Annotated in this window: 20 protein-coding genes; 6 read left to right on the forward strand and 14 right to left on the reverse strand. The window is 33.1% G+C overall.

The window, feature by feature from the left end:
• Positions 1–5 precede the first annotated feature (5 nt).
• The gene (locus O1Q06_RS06595; RefSeq protein WP_410542467.1) at positions 6–1448 is read left to right on the forward strand and encodes a hypothetical protein; all 1443 of its coding nucleotides are present in this window, start codon (positions 6–8) and stop codon (positions 1446–1448) included.
• Positions 1449–1492: 44 nt separating this feature from the next.
• Here the strand turns inward: O1Q06_RS06595 and O1Q06_RS06600 are convergent, their stop codons facing one another.
• From O1Q06_RS06600 to ruvA, 12 genes are all read right to left on the reverse strand, one after another.
• Entirely contained in the window at positions 1493–2734 is a 1242-nt protein-coding gene (locus O1Q06_RS06600; protein WP_410543168.1) for a citrate synthase, read from the reverse strand.
• A gap of 79 nt (positions 2735–2813) precedes the next feature.
• Entirely contained in the window at positions 2814–3083 is a 270-nt protein-coding gene (rpsT, locus tag O1Q06_RS06605; RefSeq protein ID WP_410542468.1) for a 30S ribosomal protein S20, read from the reverse strand.
• Between the two features lie 50 nt (positions 3084–3133).
• The gene (locus tag O1Q06_RS06610) at positions 3134–3859 is read right to left on the reverse strand and encodes a lysophospholipid acyltransferase family protein (RefSeq protein WP_410542469.1); all 726 of its coding nucleotides are present in this window, start codon (positions 3857–3859) and stop codon (positions 3134–3136) included.
• Between the two features lie 56 nt (positions 3860–3915).
• Positions 3916–4902 carry a site-specific tyrosine recombinase gene (locus O1Q06_RS06615; protein WP_410542470.1) on the reverse strand — a complete coding sequence of 329 codons (987 nt, stop codon included), beginning with the start codon at positions 4900–4902 and terminating at the stop codon, positions 3916–3918.
• Positions 4903–5273: 371 nt separating this feature from the next.
• Positions 5274–5909 carry a DnaA ATPase domain-containing protein gene (locus O1Q06_RS06620; RefSeq protein ID WP_410542471.1) on the reverse strand — a complete coding sequence of 212 codons (636 nt, stop codon included), beginning with the start codon at positions 5907–5909 and terminating at the stop codon, positions 5274–5276.
• Positions 5910–6010: 101 nt separating this feature from the next.
• On the reverse strand, positions 6011–7084 hold the full coding sequence (locus O1Q06_RS06625) for an AI-2E family transporter (RefSeq protein ID WP_410542472.1): 1074 nt from the start codon (positions 7082–7084) through the stop codon (positions 6011–6013).
• Positions 7085–7133: 49 nt separating this feature from the next.
• Entirely contained in the window at positions 7134–7397 is a 264-nt protein-coding gene (locus tag O1Q06_RS06630; protein WP_410542473.1) for a hypothetical protein, read from the reverse strand.
• Positions 7398–7459: 62 nt separating this feature from the next.
• Positions 7460–8329 (reverse strand): IS982 family transposase, encoded by an 870-nt coding sequence (locus tag O1Q06_RS06635; protein ID WP_410542474.1) that lies wholly within the window; start codon positions 8327–8329, stop codon positions 7460–7462.
• Positions 8330–8385: 56 nt separating this feature from the next.
• Positions 8386–9378, reverse strand: coding sequence for an IS630 family transposase (locus O1Q06_RS06640; protein ID WP_410542475.1), 993 nt, complete (start codon positions 9376–9378; stop codon positions 8386–8388).
• 172 nt (positions 9379–9550) lie between these two features.
• Positions 9551–10762: a hypothetical protein gene (locus O1Q06_RS06645; protein WP_410542476.1), complete on the reverse strand. Its 1212-nt coding sequence runs from the start codon at positions 10760–10762 to the stop codon at positions 9551–9553.
• Between the two features lie 268 nt (positions 10763–11030).
• Positions 11031–12020 carry a Holliday junction branch migration DNA helicase RuvB gene (gene ruvB, locus O1Q06_RS06650; RefSeq protein WP_410542477.1) on the reverse strand — a complete coding sequence of 330 codons (990 nt, stop codon included), beginning with the start codon at positions 12018–12020 and terminating at the stop codon, positions 11031–11033.
• Positions 12017–12589 (reverse strand): Holliday junction branch migration protein RuvA, encoded by a 573-nt coding sequence (gene ruvA, locus O1Q06_RS06655; protein WP_007302375.1) that lies wholly within the window; start codon positions 12587–12589, stop codon positions 12017–12019. The genes ruvB and ruvA overlap by 4 nt, the downstream gene beginning before the upstream one ends.
• Positions 12590–12888: 299 nt before the next feature.
• On the opposite strand from ruvA, the gene O1Q06_RS06660 reads away from it, so the two are divergent.
• Together O1Q06_RS06660 and O1Q06_RS06665 are read left to right on the forward strand one after the other, a co-directional pair.
• Entirely contained in the window at positions 12889–13413 is a 525-nt protein-coding gene (locus tag O1Q06_RS06660; RefSeq protein ID WP_007302376.1) for a c-type cytochrome, read from the forward strand.
• Between the two features lies 1 nt (position 13414).
• Positions 13415–14170 carry an alpha/beta hydrolase gene (locus O1Q06_RS06665; protein WP_410543169.1) on the forward strand — a complete coding sequence of 252 codons (756 nt, stop codon included), beginning with the start codon at positions 13415–13417 and terminating at the stop codon, positions 14168–14170.
• Positions 14171–14212: 42 nt separating this feature from the next.
• Here O1Q06_RS06665 and O1Q06_RS06670 read toward each other — a convergent pair whose 3' ends face one another.
• Both O1Q06_RS06670 and O1Q06_RS06675 read right to left on the reverse strand, forming a co-directional pair.
• On the reverse strand, positions 14213–16126 hold the full coding sequence (locus O1Q06_RS06670) for an ATP-dependent helicase (RefSeq protein ID WP_410542478.1): 1914 nt from the start codon (positions 16124–16126) through the stop codon (positions 14213–14215).
• Between the two features lie 113 nt (positions 16127–16239).
• Positions 16240–16665, reverse strand: a complete 426-nt coding sequence (locus O1Q06_RS06675; protein ID WP_052265004.1) for a hypothetical protein — start codon at positions 16663–16665, stop codon at positions 16240–16242.
• 186 nt (positions 16666–16851) lie between these two features.
• On the opposite strand from O1Q06_RS06675, the gene O1Q06_RS06680 reads away from it, so the two are divergent.
• Genes O1Q06_RS06680 through nuoL form a run of 3 tightly spaced genes read left to right on the forward strand, consistent with a single transcriptional unit; the run spans position 16852 to position 19590 of the window.
• Positions 16852–17439 carry an NADH-quinone oxidoreductase subunit J gene (locus O1Q06_RS06680; protein ID WP_006279581.1) on the forward strand — a complete coding sequence of 196 codons (588 nt, stop codon included), beginning with the start codon at positions 16852–16854 and terminating at the stop codon, positions 17437–17439.
• Positions 17430–17738, forward strand: a complete 309-nt coding sequence (nuoK, locus tag O1Q06_RS06685; RefSeq protein ID WP_006012916.1) for an NADH-quinone oxidoreductase subunit NuoK — start codon at positions 17430–17432, stop codon at positions 17736–17738. The genes O1Q06_RS06680 and nuoK overlap by 10 nt, the downstream gene beginning before the upstream one ends.
• 4 nt (positions 17739–17742) lie before the next feature.
• Positions 17743–19590 carry an NADH-quinone oxidoreductase subunit L gene (nuoL, locus tag O1Q06_RS06690; protein WP_410542479.1) on the forward strand — a complete coding sequence of 616 codons (1848 nt, stop codon included), beginning with the start codon at positions 17743–17745 and terminating at the stop codon, positions 19588–19590.
• The last annotated feature ends 3 nt before the right edge of the window (positions 19591–19593 follow it).

A 19593-nucleotide genomic window follows, 5' to 3' on the forward strand; every position in this document is an offset into this window, starting at 1 on the left:
GCGTTATGCCCAATAAAAGTAAAATAAATCGAGAATTAGTAAAAGCGTTTAATAGTGTTCTTCTTTCTGATAATACTGCTATTACTAATCTCACTATAGAAAAAGATCATGTTGTTCTCTCATTTGATAAAGATATGAATATTGGTCAGCGCAAAGACTACTTGAAAAATATGAGAGAGAGTATAGTAGGAAAGTTTTGTGGAGATAATGAAGATGAGGATGAAAAAGTTTTTGTCGAAAAGGCTGCCAATGATCTTTTTTATACAGACTCTTTTCCTTTTAACTTCAATCAAGGAAAATGGACTACAGATAATAGCAGACATAGGTTTTCAGTGCCAATTGAAAAAGAGGTAGTTTGTAATCTAAAATATTTGCTAGCTAATGAACTTATAAGATTCACAATAGAGAGTATTATAGACGATCATCCTAAAGGTCCAGATTATGTGGAAAACAATTTATACGATGTGAGTTTTGACAGAAAATATTATTTATACTGTAAGGGCTTTGATGATCAAGAATTAAAAGACTCTTTTGTAAAATCATTCTCATCGAGAATGGAAAGTTATGAAAATAGTCCTAAAAGATTTAAGGGTTTTTTAGAAGAGAAGGGGCATTATGTATATTTAAAGAAAGGCGTTTTTGATGATCTTAAGTTTGTTCAAGACATAGTAAAACATAGAGCATCCTTGATATGTCGTTGTTTTGATGCTCCAAAAGGCGAGATTGGAGTTATTGACATGCTGAAATTTGCAGTGGTTGATTTGCTTCGTAAAGCAAACATACAAGTTGATTTTATGGTGCGTAACTCTTACTTAGGGGGTGATGAAGATTCAGTTTTAATTCCTATTATAAGTGGTAGTAATGGTAATAGATATTTAACAAAAGAGGAAGTGAATCACGTTAATAATATGTTTGGTATGGATGTATTAAATAATGTTGAAGCTTATACTTCGCAGAAGTCTCTATTGAATAGTGATAGTAAAGGATTGTACGGAATAGATTTTGCTAACCCAGACATTTCTTACTGTGTGATGAATAAGATCACAGAGAGCTCTGTAATCAATAAGGATTATAAACTGTCCATTAATCCTGCGCGTGTGCCAGATATGAAACCACAAATTCTTGTCCCTCCTGAAAAAGTAGGGACGGATGGACCAAGTGCAGATACAAGTGCAGATAGTGGTTTTGGTGATTCACCTAAGAATTCAGTTATAGGTAAATCACATGCTAAAAACTCAAGCAAATTCCTTAGGCCCGACTACTATGGTGAAGGTAAAGGTGGGGATGATGCTTCGGCTAAAGATAGTGGCTTTGGCCTTTCTTCAGCACGACCTTCTTTTAATAAGCCCAAAACAACATTTAACCAACCTTCTATATCACAGCCTGACCAATGTTCTGCAAAAAAGCAGACATCAACTAATAAAAAACCAATTTGTCGTATTTTATAGCTAAAGGAAATTAGGCTATTCAAAGATGAATTGTGAATGAAAGTTTATTTGCCAAGGTAGAGCTGCCTTGGCCTACAAATCTTGGTTTCTTTATCGTTTACCATTTCGTACCACTGGGCAACCCAACCAGTGGTTCTTGCAAGTGCAAAAATGAGTGTAAACATACTTGAAGGGATACCAATAGCATTCATTATTATACCTGAATAAAAATCAACATTTGGATACAACTTACGTGTAATAAAATACTCATCCTTTAAAACTATTTCTTCAAGTTTTTTTGCAATTTCAAGTAATTCATTGTTTTGCTCTAGTTTGCTTAAAATCTCATGACAAGCATCCTTTAATATAAGCGCGCGCGGATCATAGTTTTTATAAACACGATGTCCAAATCCCATTAGCTTAAATGGATCTTTATCATTTTTAGCTTTCTGAATGAATCTATCTACACCTCCACTTTGCTCTATCTCTTTGAGCATATTTATAACTGCCTCATTAGCTCCACCGTGTGCTGGACCCCAAAGTGTAGCAACTCCTACAGACAGGCTTGCAAATAGATTAGAACCAGCTGACCCTACCAATCTGACAGCTGCTGTAGAAGCATTCTGTTCATGATCAGCATGGAGAGTAAATATTTTATCCAGAGCTTTTACAAAAAGGGTATTATTAACAGCACTGCCAAATATCATATTTAAGAAATTCTCACTATAACTTAATTTATTATTAGCATTTGTGAATTCCTGATTGTTGATATGTCTATAAATCATTGCAACAATTGCAGGAACTTGTGCTATTGCAGAAATTCCAAAATCTAAATCTTCACCATTGACATTGTTGCCATGTGTTTCATGGTAAGATGCTGACAAATTTGCAAAACATGCAACTAAAATCGACATAGGATGAGCAGTCTTTGGAAATGCTTTAATTACATTTGTAACTTGCTCTGATACTTTGGATGATTCTTGTATTTTGAGAAGAAATTTTTTGTGTTGCTCTGAACTGGGTAGTTCACCATAGAGCAATAAATAAATCACAGCAGTAAAACTATTATTCTCTGCCAAATCAGCTATATCATGTCCCCTATACTTAAGAACTCCTTCATCTCCATCAATGAATGTAATTGTGGAAGAGCATGAAGCTGTGGAAACAAACCCCGGATCATAAGTGAATAATCCCGTCGTCTTATATAAATCCTTAATATTTAACACGTCAGGACCTACTGTTCCACTTAATACGGGCAGATCAATCTTTGACCCATTACTTAGTTCCAATAATGCTTTTTTATCCATCACTTGAGCTACTTAATTTTATACAGAATATACAAACTAAAAAGTATATATTAATACAGTTAACTTTACATTAACCGTATTAAGCGGTCATCAATGCTTTTACTTTTGCATTTAAGCGACTTATTTTACGTGCAGCAGTATTCCTATGAATAACACCTTTATTCACACACTTGTGTAAATTAGATTCAGCATTACGAAATGCCAGAACAACATTTTCTTTGTCGCCAGACTTGATTATATCAACCAATTTTCTAATAGCGGTGCGAGTTTTACTTTTCCGCATCTTATTCATCAAAGTGCGCTTTGCTATTACCTTTACCATTTTTTTAGCACTCTTATGATTTGCCATATGTTAATACCTAAAATACTGTACTTTTTTTTAATTATAAAGTTTTTTTGTTAATTTGCAATATCAGTTTTTTCTATGGTTAATCTACTGCTTCTCTCTTCAATAATTTTTTCTAGACTTTGCAAGAATTCATTTTTGTTTAACCCAGGATATATTGGGGGCAATATTTCTATTACTGCCTTTCCGGGATTCTTTCTCAGAGAAAGTATGCTTTTTGGCCAAAACAAACCAGTGTTTAAAGCAACCGGTAACACAGGAACAGATAATACGCTATATAAAGCAGCAATACCCGATTGATATTTTATATTTTGGTTTATAGTCGTTCTTGTGCCTTCAGGAAATATTATTATGCTTCTATTTTCTTTTATATGCATTTTTGCTAGTTTAATTATATGGCGTATAGAACTGATACCATCTGAACGGTTAATAAAAATCATTTTCAGCGCTATAAGATGTAAACCAATGAATGGAATCCATTTCAATTCACGTTTTAAAATAAAAACTGCTTTTCTAAAGAGTAGTATAAAAATAAATGTTTCAAATGGAGATTGGTGTTTAGATGCAATTATAAAAGGTTGCTTAGGAATGTTTTCCATTCCCCTCACTTCATATTTAATGCCACATAATAAACGCAACATGAATAATACAACTCTCACCGAGCAAACAAGGAAAATGGTTATTACACACTCAGGAAAGAAAATTACAGGGAGAGTAATTAAAGTATAGAATACTTCCCATAATATAAGGAGTAAATTAAATAATAAACTTGCAATCACAAACACACGTAAACTTATTTGAATTTAACTTTACTACAAAACTAAAAGCAATAAGTTTAATTATTGATCATCTGAGTAATAGGATGAGAATCAGCTAATTTGTCCTTTAACTTTTCGTTAGCAATATGAGTATATATTTGTGTTGTAGAAAGATTAGTATGGCCAAGAATTTTTTGTATCAGCACAATATTTGCTCCGCTATTCAGTAGATGGGTAGCAAGAGAATGCCTAATCACATGTGGAGAGATTTTATTTTCATCAATATCGCACTTTCTTGCTAATTCCTTTATTAATTGACCAACTCTTTGCCTTGTAATGGGTTTATTAGGTTTATCACCTGGGAATAGCCAATCAGATTTTTTGTTGTTAGGAAGTAGATTGTCACGAATTGATAAATAATTTTTAAGACTTTGCAATGCTTGCTCATTAAAAAGGATTTGCCTTTCTCTGCTACTTTTTCCCTTTATTATTATATAGCCTTCTTTACCATTACCGTTTACTAAATGTAATACTTCACATAACTTCATATTAATTAGTTCAGAAACACGCATCCCGGAAGAGTAAAGAATATCTAAAATTGCACATAGCCTTTTACTGCTTATCTCTTTATTCGATCCGCTTGCTGATTTTTTTACTGTTTCTATGAGCAAAAATATTTCTTGAACACTTAAATACTTAGGCAAAGGACGGGAAACCTTTGGATTTCTTAATTCATTATCATTAGCCGGTGCTGGATTAAAATCTATTATTCCATCATTAAATAGGCACTTATAGAAATTTTTGATAGCAGATATTTTTCTTGATATAGAGCTAGTTTTATATTTCTTTTGTGTACGTAAAAAGTTTACATAATCTTTAATATTAGCTTTACTTGCACCAACTAAGGTAGTGCCTCCTTCTAGTAAGAATTTTTCAAGTTGGTGTAAATCTGAACGATAACTTTCCAAAGTATTTTGTGTAGAGGATTTTTCGGAAACCAAAGCATCTATGTAATACGTGATGTAAAGATTCTCTTTTTTATTTTGTGGTTGTTTATTTTTCATTATCAGCTCCTATATTTATTTCTTTGACTATAATTTGATTGAAAGTATTTTTTGTGTTTTTTATAAGAAAATATGAGATAAACAAAGCATTTATCAATAAAGTAAGTACTACAAACCTTTGTTTTAACCTTTTTTTTAAATTTGATCTTATTTTTACCATATTTCAATTATCACATTGAGTCTATAAAAAACATCCTGTAAAGTAAGTTTTACTATCGTATAAAATTTCCCTTAGCTATGTCTGTTTATTTTTATTATATCATAGTATTTATTATAATTTTAACATAAAGAAATAGTGATTTCAACTTCATTATTGTATGGGTATTAATAAATTTTTAATATATGTAATAAATACTTTACAAAAAAAGGAATCAATTGGCACTTTTTTTTAATAAAGTGTTAATAAAAGGAATGGTTACATTTGATCCTATAGATTCATTATCTATTTTTTCTATAACTTTATTAATGCTGTGGAAAGAACGTTCTATTCTTGCTAGAATATAATCAATTACCTTTAGATCAATTTTTAACTGTTTATCTGAAAATTGTTTTATTAGCATAATTCTTAATAATTCTTCGCTTGCAGGTAAAATTTTTACGCTGATAGTTGATAATATTCGCGAGCTTAAATCTTTTAGTTTGAAGTTAAGCTTTTTCGGTAAAATCGAAGAAGTAATTAGCAGTCTCTTATCATTTTCTTTCATGTAATTATAACAATGTAACAACATTTCCTCATCTTTAATGTTTTGTACATCTTCTAAAATAAACGCATCGCTGTACCTCATTTCGCTTACAAAATTATTTACATCAATGAAAATAGCATCGTTTTTTGATTGCCAGATATGAGCAAGGTGAGTTTTCCCAGAGCTGTTAGGTCCAAAAAGAATCAGGCATTTCCAAGATGAATCATTAACTATTGAGTTATATACGTGCTTATTTTCATCTAAGGTGATATAATTTTGCCAACAATAATCAACTTGATTATTGTTAAATAAATTTAATTGCACGTAAAGCCTCTTACATTACTACTTTTTGATAATAATTTTTGCATAAAAATTTACTTGCATCTCTCAAATGTATCAGAGATCCTTTTTTTATCGTGAACTAATTAGCCATTTTTATAAAGCTCACTTTCAAAATATTTATTGACTGCATATTCTACTAATACACTGAACATTGCTATTATTGGAATAAAAAATAATATACCCATAAACCCAAAATATGAGGTGCATATGACAACTCCTAAAATAATGATAGTTGGATGTATATGAACTTTTTTTCCTATTAATAAAGGCACTAATATGCTTGAATCTATTAATTGACCAACACTAAATAATAGCAAGACAGCAGCACTTTCAAACCATCCACTAAATTGAGTAATGGCGCTCAAAAATCCGATAATAGTGTATAATAATGGCCCTATATAGGGTATAAATGTTAATATTCCTGATAAAATTCCAATAGCTACAGAATGCTTCAGCCCAATCATGCTAAGGCCCACGGAGTAAAAGATCACCATGATTATACATACGTTTAACTGTCCCCTTAGGTAATTAGATATAATGAAATCTACTTTGGAACAATAACCTGCAGCTTTTTCTCTGTAAAGAATGGGAATTAGTTTATTAGCCTTTTCTACAATTGCAGGCCAATCACGTAATACATAAAAAAACACCACAAGCGTAATAGCTATTAATGATACCATGTAAATCAAATTAAAGCTTGAATTTAGCACTTGAATTATAAGATTACTGCCCATGCTAAGAGCATTTATAAAATAAGATATATAATCACTGTAATTTTCTACTAGATTTTTAGACAAATGATCAAATAAACCATCTTCAGTTTTTATATTAAGAAATTCTAGCACAGAAGGAATCACTTTAAGCTTTAATGAAGGTATCTTATTTACTAAGAAATTTAATATTAAAGTAATTTGAAAATATATAATAGGTAAAACAAATGTAATAACTAATATAAAAGCTATCAATAAGGCAAGTGTTATAAAAACTACAGAACATGAACGCGGTATTCTGTATTTTTCAAACTTGGTTACTAGAGGGTTAAACAAATGTGCAACAAAAACGGATATTAGACACGGAACAATCATAGGACGCATCAAAAATAATGCCCCTATTATAAAAAGTATTACACAACAAATAGTTATATTACGTTTTTGCATATGTTTAACATAGTCGATTTACCAAAAAATATACAGTTTTTTGTAAATACTATCTATTCATTGTTTTATTAAGTATTAGATCAGCTAAATTTTCATCCAATTCCCAACCAGATAAAACTCCGTTGTGCGGGTCATATTCAAAGCTTTTCAAATTAACGATTTTGGTCAAATTTCTATTTAACGATTGATTATCTTCTAGTCCTTTTGCTAATTGTGCAGGATATGGTATTAAGGTGTCTCTTTCATGATTAATGACCACTGTTGATATATTATCATTTTGTAGCTTTTGTATATTGCTTATACCAATTCTCATTATTAATGAACCAAATAAGAAGCATAGCAGAGTTGTTTAACCGTGGAAACGCTAATTCTGGATTAAGGAAGGAAGAAAGTATAGGAAATGGAAGGCTTTTTGGATTTCAAGGAATAGGAAATGAGAGTAGAAAAGATGTGAACCAAGAAATTAACGGGAGATCTATGGCGAGTATGTTCAATTTCAAGTCTATTTTTGAGGTAGCCAAAAATCGTCTCAATGATCGACCTTTTTCTCAGCAAAATCTTTTCATGTAGTGAAATTAATGCGTTTTTCATCCCCTTTTTCACCTTGGTAACAAGTTTCAAACCGCGGTTAAACAACTCTTGGAAAAGCTCTTTTTTAATATAGCCTTTATCACCAAACAAAAGACCGGTTAATTTCTTAGTTAGGTTTGCTACAGGCTCTCTATCGTCAACATTACCTCTTGTAAGCGTAAAAGCTTGAATTTCACCTTTCTCGTTAATTATCAAATGTAGTTTAAAGCCGAAAAACCAGCCATATGTACTCTTGCTTAATTTTGCAATTCCAGCAAAAACCTTATTTCTTGATATTCTTTTTGCATGGCAAACTGCAATAGGAGTTGTATCTATGTATGAGATTCCAGTAAGTTCTGACCATCCGCAAAGGCACTGTAATAGCATGGCTAAATGCCACAAAACCCTGGGCTTTAGAGCAACAAACCTAGTGTATGAAGGCAACTTCGAAAACTCTGATTTGTAGAGCGATGTTAGGTAATGCAGGTAGAAAGCCTTAAAATTTTCACAGGGAGATTGCTGATACAGGAGGATTATTGTGATAATTTCCGAATGTGTAATTTTTGGCACTCTTGTGGGTTTTTTACCGTTTGGCAGTAGTTTATCTGCAAAATTTTTCTCTATATCTCTGCAAAAATCATCGACCAGACAAAACAGTTTTGTTATATCTTCCATGGGTAACCTCATCTATTTTTTCTATTTGTTGAGTTTACCCTACTCTCCTGACTTTTCTATTCTCTTTTTAATCCAGAATTAGCGTTGGAAGGGGAAAGAGAGGTAATAAATTTACACAAAGCGCATTCAAGCAGAACAATTGTATCGTAGATTTTATTGCGTAAAATGTTCTGTTTTATATATAACCAAAACCTCTCAACAGGATTGAGTTCAGGTGAGTATGGTGGTAGGTATATAATTTCGATATTTTTAGGTGCCTTTAAATTTTTTGACTTATGCCAACTAGCGCAATCCATCAAGAGAAAAGCCTTTCGTATTCCTAAATATTGCGACATCTGTTCAAGGAATATATTTATACAATCAGTGTTGACGTTTGGTGCAAATAAGCTAAAATTCTCTCCATTTCTGGGATTAACTGCACTATAGAGATAAAAATTTTCCCTACCTAATTTTACCTTAACCTGTGTCCTACTGCCTTTTTTAAACCACCCATGTCCAACTTTCGAATGTGTACCAAACCGTGATTCATCGAAGAAAAATAGCTCTTTTTCAGAATGCATGACAATAGTTTCATTGAGTTTTTTTTTAAACTCCTCTTGCTTGTTTTTATCTTGTCCACTATGAACTGGTCTTGGTGTGATATATGAGAATTTCATTCTTTGCATATTACGATGTATTGCGGATTTTCTGATATTCAAACCAAATCTTTCTTGGATTCTTATTCTCATTTCTCTAATAGTAATATTGGGGTTTTCCTCTATCCACAACTCAATTCGTTCAAGTTGACTTTGGTTCAATATAGTTTTTCTACGGCGTTGAGGTGGAGCAAATAATTTTTCTTCTCTTCCAAATTTTATGTGCTTTATCCATGTAGTAATTGCCTTTCTCGAAATGCAACATATTTTTGCTACAGCTGTTATACTGTGCTTTTTTGCTGCAATTACAGCATTTAGTTTTTTTGCAACATACGCATTATTTCTTACTCTCTTCAGCATCTCTTTTGCTGATTTCACCACTTTTTCATCCAATAATTTTGATCTTAATGCCATCTAAACCTCGCTATTTTACTTACTTCAGTATGGCTTTTTTCCATTATTTTCTATTCGTTGCTTGTATAGCGGGAATTGGTATTAGATGATATTCCGCCATGTCATTCCAGCACTTGATGATGGAATCCAGATAAAAAACCAGTCTGGAATGAAAAAAAGAGAGAGAGAACCTTTACACACCTCTCTCTTTGACTGAAGAAGCGTGGTTTTCAACTCTTACACCATCAGTTAATCCTCCTGGCAGTTCCATAGAAGCATTAGACTTTTGCTTACTACCATTAGAAGATTCTTTTCTTTTAAGCCTCATCCCATTAGCATTCTTCGATGTGTTGTTTCTTCTAACTCTCCTGTGTTCCTTTTGCTCTGGAGCAGGTGGACAGACAGCTAGCTTTGGTTTTTCAGTTTTCTCTTCTTTCTTTTCTTTATTCATTTTTTCCAGTTTTTGTACTTCACTATTTTTGTGACTTATAACAGGTTTAGGTAGAGTGTCTACTAATTTTTCTATAGGCTTTGGTAAAATAGCACGTTCTTGCTTGTCTAGAACAATTGGCATTGGAACTTGAGATGAAAAATTAAATAGGGAAATTGGTGTGATTTCATTCACTTTTGTTTCTATTTCTTGACGAACTTCTTTTGATTCTGTTTTTTCTGCTTTTTTGTCTCTTTTTTCCTCAGTTATATCTTGCTCTACTACTGCTGCTAAATCAACTGCAAAAATTTCTGCAAACATTGCAATGACTGAGCCCACGAGAAAAGTTTGAAGCTTCAATTTTAAATTTTGCAACGCTTGCAAACGTTCGAGTATTGCTATTTCCTCTTCCGGAGATAACCCACCACTGAGTAATTTCTCCTGCAATTCTTTTATCTCTTTGTCTAGCCTTTTATCCCAACTTAACTCTAAATCTTTTTTGAAGATCTTTTTAACTAATGCCTTAAGCTTATCACGCAAAAACTTAACTATCGAAAGAAGCAGATTTTTCTCTTTCTTCTCCTTGAGCATTTTGTAGACTTTCGGATCTACATTTACTTCAAAAAGATTAAAGAGGGATTCAAAGAAATTTACGAATACCCCTTGATTATTATCAGTAAAGTAATCCTCATTATCTTGTATCTTTAGCTCTACTTGAGATATTGTTTCATCAATGCAACTCGCAGCCTGACGCTCAAGCTCTATTCTCTTGAGCTCAGCTTTCCTAGCAAGCTCCTCCATGAATCCTTTTAATTCATTGAGCTTCTGCTCTGCAGAGAGATCTTGCTCCCTGACTCGATTAATGAAGATTGAGCTACCGTCCTCTTCGTTGTTATTGATTAAAAAATTTTTCATTGCTTTTTCTCCATTAATTGAATTACTGTTTCTATAATTGTTTAGAAAGCTTTTTACCATTTTATCTTAAGTATATAAAATACAATAACTCAATCTTACAATATGAAGTATTTAATAAGTATTAATCTTAAAAAATATCAATAAATTATTGATATTTTTACATTCATACTATATACAAACTAGCATATATTACGTAATTTTTCAAGAACATATTCACTATAACAGAAGACTTTCTTATTTGCCTCTAAAACACCTGCAAATCATATAATAAGGGAATATTATAATGTTTAGTGTAATACTATACAATGTGATAAAATATAGTATAATACTAGCATGCCACTGAATTAATACTGAGATATTCCTTTGCTTGATCAGTTAAAACACGTCCTCTTGGTGTGCGTTTTACGAAGCTGATTTTAATTAAATAAGGTTCTACTGTTTCCTCAATATTGCCAACATCTTCAGATAGTGCAATAGATATGGTGTCAATTCCAACAGGTCCTGAGGTGTTAAACAAAAATCTCAGATAATCCATATCTAATTTATTTAGTCCCATTTTATCTATACCCAATTTTGATAGTGCAGAACCGGCAATTTCACAGGTAATTTTTTTATCATCTTTTATTTCAACAAAATCTCTTATTCTTCTGAGTAATCTCAAAGCAATTCTTGGAGTACCACGGGCGCGGCAGGCAATTTCCTGCACAGCATCCTTTTCGATTTCAGCACAAAGAACTCTTGCACCTCTTTTTATAATATCAACCAGTTCCTCAAAAGAATAAAACTCAAGATGCAGGGGAATACCAAAACGATCCCTCAGCGGTGCAGAAAGCAGTCCAAGCCGTGTTGTTGCCCCAATCAGTGTAAATGGTGGTAAATCTATTCTTAAAGTTCTGGTAGATGGGCCCTCACCTACTAGTATATCTAGGCAAAAATCTTCCATAGCAGTATATAAAACTTCCTCAATGCTACGATTTAATCTATGGATCTCATCGATAAATAGAACATCTTTTGCATTTAAAGTAGTGAGCACTGCAGCTAAGTCCCCAGCTTTACTAAGCAATGGACCAGAAGTTGCACGAAAGCTAACCCTTAATTCCTTAGAGACAATTTGTGCTAAAGTTGTTTTACCAAGCCCTGGAGGACCATAGAGCAATACGTGATCCAAAGCTTCAGCTCTCGTCTGTGCAGCATTTATAAACACTTTTAAATTTTGTATTAAGTCTTTTTGCCCGACAAAATCATCAAGTTGCTCAGGCCGGATATTTAAATTACGTACATCTTCAGAGTATTCCTTACTACATGATATTGACTTCATATTGTTTTAAGCGCCATACGAATAATATCTTTAGTGTCCAAGTTTGGTGATTCATCTTCTATTTTTTTTATTGTATCATAAGCTTTTGTTCTTTCATATCCAAGATTGATCAAAGCTGAAAGAGCATCTTCACTAATTGAGTGAAAATGATTGTTATTTATCTCTAATTTACTTACTTTGCCATTCAGCTCAGTAATAATTCGATTTATGAGTTTCAGGCCAAGTCCACTCACCTTAAGTGCTAGTTTATCCTCATTTATAATTGCCAAAAACAGTTGCTCTGGAGTTAATTTGCTCAAAATTGACATTGCGGTTTTATAGCTGACACCGCTCACTTTAACTAATAAACGCAGACACTGCTGTTCTTCTTTACTTATAAAGCCATATAGCTGAGTAACGTTTTCTCTGCTATTTGCATAAGTGTCGATAAGTAATTTTACTCTACTTCCAATCGAACAAGCACTTAAAGTTTTGGCTGAAAGATATACTATGTAGCCAACATCATTCACATTCAGGATTATGTGATCGCTACACACCTCATCAACTATTCCTCTTAGATTTCCTATCATTTCTAGTACTTTATAAAATTCAGTTTAAATGCTCCTGAATCTTAGGTCAAGCAAACGAACATTATAGAAGTAGTTCCAGTTTCAATCATTGCAGACAAGTTTGCAGGAAATCTATTTTAATATGTTATTCCAGATCATTATGTAATTGAACCACAAGTTACTCCGATAGAAATAGAATTGCAGTCTCCTAACTTAGCTAAGTAATAGAAATTTCTATCTTTGGTGAAATAAAGGTAATTGTTTACTGTTTGCGAAAATATTTGCATAATTTAAGTAACATTACTTGATAAGAATTAACTATGGAGCTTAATAAGATTGCAGCATCGATTTTACTTTCTGGATTAATAATTATGATAGTTAGTAATGTAGTTGATATGCTCTACAACCCAGAGGATTATAAAATTGAACACCAAACAATAGTAGCAGCCAGCAATGAGCCTCAACAAAAGATTGAACAAGTGGCACTTGATATTGGAGAGCTCATGCAGAATGCTAGCTTTGAAAAAGGCAAGTCAGCAGCAAAAAAATGTATAGCTTGTCATAGTTTTGAGAAAGGTGGAATGAATAAAGTGGGGCCAAACTTATGGAACGTGGTTGGAAATAAAAAGGCCCATCTTGGCAGCTCATTCAATTACTCAAAAGCACTACTTGAAAAAGGTGGGAAATGGGAGTATGAGGAGTTATTTGCTTTTTTAAAAAATCCAAAAGCCTACATAAAAGGTACACGTATGGCATTTGCAGGCATTTCCAATCCACAAGAGATTGCAGATCTAGTCAGCTATTTGCGTTCGATGAGCGATAGTCCGGTTGCCTTGCCAAAGTAGTATGAATTATTGTAAATTACTCGATGGAAGTAATGGCCATATAGCATATCGAAAGCTACAAGGAAAGAAGGCTTCTATAGTTTTTTTTAGTGGTTTTGCATCCAATATGGATGGAACTAAAGCAACTGCCGTTTACAAATTTTGCCAAGAAAATGATATAGCACTTGTGCTCTTTGATTATTTTGGCCATGGTAATTCAAGCGGTGATTTTGCTGATTATACAATAAGTGATTGGCAAAAAAATTGTGCTAAAGTGATAAGTGAATTAACTAGCAATAAACAAATAATTATAGGTTCAAGTATGGGAGGATGGCTGATGCTGCTCACTGCTCTTCAATTTCCAGAAAAAACTGCAGCATTAATCGGCATATCGTCTGCTCCTGATTTTACTGAAGATTTGATATTCAAGCAATTGTCAGGCAAGCAAAAAGAAGAACTAGGTTCTAAAGGTGTAATAGATTTTACTTCGGAGCATTGTGCATACAAAATAACTAAAAATCTGATCGAAGACGGTAGAAAGAACCTTCTTTTAAACAGAGAAGCAATAGATATAAACTGTCCTGTGCGCTTATTGCATAGCATTAATGATAAAGATGTTCCTTATCAAACTTCATTGAATTTAGCTGAAAAAATTAAGTCAACAGACGTTGAAGTACACTTAATAAAATTAGCAGAACACAACATGTCTGATAATCATTCACTGAAAATTTTATTTAAGACCATCAGAGAATTTTTGCCAGGAGAAATATATAATTGAAGTAATTCAGATGTGTTTGTCGTAAGAGCTGCAGTTATAGCTTCAACAGTAGGCACTATTCTTGATCACCTCAACATTTTCTCTTGGCAATTCTTTAATAAATCGAGAAGTGCTCATTGGTTGCCACTGATTATTAATTTCCCTCCTATCTGCACATGAAATGATCAACCTTTCTTTTGCTCTAGTTATGCCAACATATGCAAGTCTTCTCTCTTCCTCCAAAGCTTTACCACTTTTATCTTCAAAAGATCTTTGATGAGGAAATAATCCTTCTTCCCAACCAGGTAAAAACACGCACGGGAATTCAAGCCCTTTAGCCGCATGAAGAGTCATAACATATACAGTGTCATCGCTATTCATATTATCCACTTCCATCACCAAACTAATATGCTCCAAGAAGGTTATAGTGCTGTCAAAATTCTTCAAAGATGAAATGAGCTCTTTAACATTTTCTATTCGCGCTAAACCCGTCACTCCTTCATTCTCAAGCATTTCCATATATCCTGATTGATTTGCTACGATTTTAACAAATTCATGCAGTGGTTTTACGCTTACTATTTCTTCCCAAGCTTTAACTTTATTTAAAAAATCATTTAGTGAGAGTTTAATTCTTTCGGTTACTTGATCACTATTAACCAATATTTTTGCTGCCTCAAAAAAAGAAATTTTGTTATCCTGAGCAGTCGTGTATATTTTCTTTAGAGTTGTAGCTCCTATGCTTCTTTTTGGACGATTTACGATCCTTTCAAAAGCGAGATCATCATTATTATTTGTAACAAGCCTCAAATATGCAATTATATCCCTTACTTCTTGACGTTCGTAGAATTTTACGCCACTTATAATCTTATAGGGAATTGAATATTTTATAAAATACTCTTCGAGAACTCTAGTTTGAAAAGTAGCCCTGACGAGCACTGCAATATCACTAAATCTGTATTTATTGAGTTTTAATATCTGTTCGCTTATGAACCTTGCTTCAGCCTTTCCGTCCCACAATTTGATTAGATTTACCTTTTCGCCTTCAATGTTTGTTGTCCACAATTTTTTTTCTAAGCGAGTCTTATTGTGATTGATCACATATGATGCAGTTGCAATTATGTGGGATGTTGACCTGTAGTTACACTCCAGTTTAACGGTTTTTGCATTTTTAAAATCATCGGAAAATTTCAAAATATTTTCAACTTCTGCACCACGCCAACTGTATATCGACTGGTCATCATCTCCTACACAGCAAATATTTGAATGCTCTTTTGCAAGGTATTTTAGCCAAAGATATTGTATTGCATTTGTATCTTGATACTCATCTACCATGACATACTTAAACTTGTTTTGGTAGTAGGACAGAACCTCGGTCTTTTTATTAAAAAGTTGTATGTTATATAACAATAAGTCACCAAAATCAACAGAGTTAAGGAATTTTAACCTTTCCTGATACTGGTAATAGACTTTAAGTGCAGTTACGTAAACTGGCCTAAATGATTGAACATCTTCCACTTCAGACGGCAATAAGCACTTCTCTTTCCATTGCTGAATAATATTCATAATGGTCTTATATTTTTCTGATAGGTAATCAGGATTTATTTCATTGATAATATTTTTTATTACCTGTAATTGGTCATCCACACCAATGATTGTAAAATTGGGGTTTAAGCCCACAATTTCTGCGTGCATGCGCAAAATTTTTGCTGCAATTGCATGGAAAGTGCCAAGCCATGGTATGTTTGTGCCCGTTAGCTCAAGTGCCCTTGATACCATCTCATTTGCTGCTTTATTTGTAAATGTAACTGCTAATATCTCATCAGAATAAGCGTGACCGTTTCTAATTATGTGTGCTATTCTTGAAGTAATCGTTCTTGTTTTTCCGGTTCCTGCTCCTGCCAGTATCAAAACTGGCCCATTTATGTTAGTTACAGCTAATTGCTGTTCTGGATTTAACAGTGAGAGATAATCGTTCATTGAAGCTCTATAGATTATAACTTTATAAAGTTAAACCTATGATCCAAATATTGTAAAGGTCTTATTGAACATAACATTCAACTCATTCAAGTACTAGATATTTAAGCGTAGATCTATCTTGTTGGGGTAGCTTCAAGTGTATGGTGAGTAACAACAACTTGATTTGAGATATTGGCATCAAAACTTCTGCTTGTTTGATGAATAGGTGGAGTTTGAAATGGCTTAGGCTTACGATTCAGTTCCTTCATCTTTATTTCCTCAGCTTTAATAGGAAGTTTTTCTGGAACATAGAAGTTATGAATTTCAGCTCGTTCAGTGAAATTTTCATATGTTGCTTTCAACCAAGCTCCAATATCATATATAAAACCATATGCTTTTTCTTTAAATTCTATCAATGATCTACTGAAACTTGCTAATGTGTTATTAAAGTAAATTGTCATATAATCTCTTGTGGTGTATTGATAACCTTCTCCATTTAATCTGCTATTTTGTGCGTTAGAACTATTGTTGCTTTTGAAGTAACCAAATATGTTGTACATTTTGAGCTACCGCTGACTATTAATATACATACATTATATATTAATAAATCAAGATTGTCAAGATTGTTTATTGCATTACTGAGGAGTTGAAGCTTGTAGTACGATATTTTCAAATCTTTAATATAGTATTGACTTTACAGCAACAATTACCTTAAGTTAGTAACTATTGTTGCAGTTAAAGTATCGATGCCTTTTTTCTTTTATTTTTTTGCAATTCTCAGCATTTTATCTGCTGTATGCGTAATTAGTGTAAGAAATCCTGTGCATGCAGTATTATTTTTAATTTTCACCTTCGTTAACTCTGCAGTTCTTTTCATTCTCCTTGGAGCTGAGTTCATTGCTATGATGGTGATGATAGTATACATCGGTGCGGTTGCGGTGTTGTTCCTCTTTGTAGTTATGATGCTCGATATTGACTACATAAGGTTGCGCCAGGGTTTTGCAAAGCATTGCACTCTTGGTGCTATGTTGTGTGTTGTGTTTTTTCTAGTCATCAGCTTTGTAATCCGCAGCTCAGCACCGAATATAAGCAATGTTATAAACTATAATACCAATAATGTGAAAGCTATTGGTAATTTGCTGTATACCGACTACATGTACGCTTTTCATCTTTCTGGTATTCTGCTGCTTGTTGCAATTGTCGGTGCAATTGCTCTTACTTTGCAGGACAAGAAAAAAGGAGTTAAAAAACAGAATGTATTAAAGCAATTGACACAATCTTCATCTGTAAAATTGATTAAGGCTAAATTTGGAAAAGGAGTAGAATGGAAATAGGATTAAATCACTTTTTGATAGTTGCTGCTGTTTTGTTCACTATTGGAGTGTGCGGTATTTTCATCAACCGTAAGAGCATAATCAATATATTGTTATCAATAGAAATATTATTGCTGGCAATTAATATCAACTTAGTTGCTTTTTCTGCCTTTATGAATGATATAGTTGGGCAAATTTTTGTGATGTTTGTGTTGACTGTTGCAGCAGCAGAGTCAGGAGTTGGGCTTGCAATATTGGTTGTATATTATAGAAGCCGTGGCAATATAGATGTTGAACAAGCAAATTTAATGAAAGAATGAAAGTATGATGGATATACTGAAATTAATAGTATTTTTGCCACTTTTTGGTTCGCTATTTGCAGCACTTTTTAGAAAAAGTCAGTTAGTTACAACGGCAGGGGTTGGAATATCTGCAGTTTTATCTTGGTATGTTTTTCTCACCTTCTCTGAAAATTATCACTTGAGTTTATTTCCTTTGTTTTCATTGAGCATCTTAAAAGTAAATTGGGCAATTAGTGTGGATGCTCTCTCATCCTTAATGCTTATTGTTATTACCACCGTTTCACTGGTAGTACATCTCTACTCTATCGGTTATATGGAGCATGATAAGGGGAAGTCGAGGTTTTTTTCTTACCTATCGCTATTTACGTTTTGCATGATTGTGCTGGTTGTAAGCGATAATTTCGTGCAGCTTTTTTTTGGCTGGGAAGGGGTTGGCCTATGTTCTTATTTACTCATAGGATTTTGGTTCCAAAAATATTCTGCAAATAATGCAGCAATTAAAGCATTTGTTGTGAATAGGGTAGGAGACTTTGCACTATTGATTGGAACCTTTCTTATTTATTATACATTTCACTCTTTGAATTTTACTGAAGTTTTTGACACAACTGATCTTCTTGGCACGCAGAACATTAGGGCATTCTGCTGTGAATTCAAAGTAACTCATATAATATGCATATTACTTTTTATTGGCTGTATGGGTAAGTCTGCACAGCTTGGTTTACATGTTTGGTTGCCAGATGCAATGGAAGGGCCAACTCCTGTTTCTGCACTTATTCACGCAGCAACGATGGTAACAGCAGGTATATTTTTAGTAGCAAAGTGTTCTCCATTGTTTGAGTTATCAAATGTGGCACGAGAATTAATAGTTATCGTTGGAGCACTCACTGCTTTTTTTGCAGCCACCGTTGCAATTACTCAGAACGATATAAAGAAAATAATTGCTTATTCAACCTGCAGTCAACTTGGTTATATGTTCATGGCATGTGGGCTTTCTGCTTACAATGTTGCTATTTTTCATTTAATGACACACGCTTTTTTTAAAGCTCTACTATTTCTTGGTGCTGGCAATGTAATTCATGCAATGCATCATGAGCAAAGCATTCAGAAAATGGGAAATTGCTGGAAGAAAATCCCTTGCACTTACACTCTCATGTGGATTGGGTCTCTTGCGCTTTCTGGAATATTTCCATTTGCAGGTTTTTACTCAAAGGATCTGATAATTGAACATGCTTATAGCACGGATAGCTTTGCTTTTGTAATAAGCTTAGTTGTTGCATTCTTTACGGCATTCTACTCTTGGAGGTTGTTGCTTCTTGTGTTCCATAGCCAAAAACAAAGTAAAATTAATATACATGAAGCACCAAAGATTATGCTTATACCATTACTGATACTTGCTTTTGGATCGGTATTTTCTGGAGTGTGGGGAGCAAATATTTTGAACATAACTAGTAATGCGTTTTGGAAATCAAGTTTAATGGTGATTGATGAGCATGGAGTTCATAATTTCTTTATAAAACTGCTGCCAACCTTAGCAAGCCTAAGTGGAATAGCACTTGCGTACCTAATTTACCAATATCAAGTAATTAGGCAAATTAAGAGTAAATTTTTACTTAAGTTTTTGCAGAATAAATGGTACTTTGATGAGGTGTATGAGTTTGTTATAATTACACCGATAAGGTTTATATCTAGGCTTCTATGGAAGTTTGATGTTAAGGCTATTGATTCATTTGGACCAAATGGTGTTGTAAGGTTGGTTAATGAATGTTCAAAAAGTTCTATAAAGTTACAAACTGGTTATATATTTGATTATGCATTTATTATGTTTGTTACTTTAATAATCGGTGCTTTATATATTATTGGAATTAAATAGAAG

This window comes from Wolbachia endosymbiont of Tetranychus urticae (genome assembly GCF_046529255.1).
Lineage (GTDB): Bacteria > Pseudomonadota > Alphaproteobacteria > Rickettsiales > Anaplasmataceae > Wolbachia.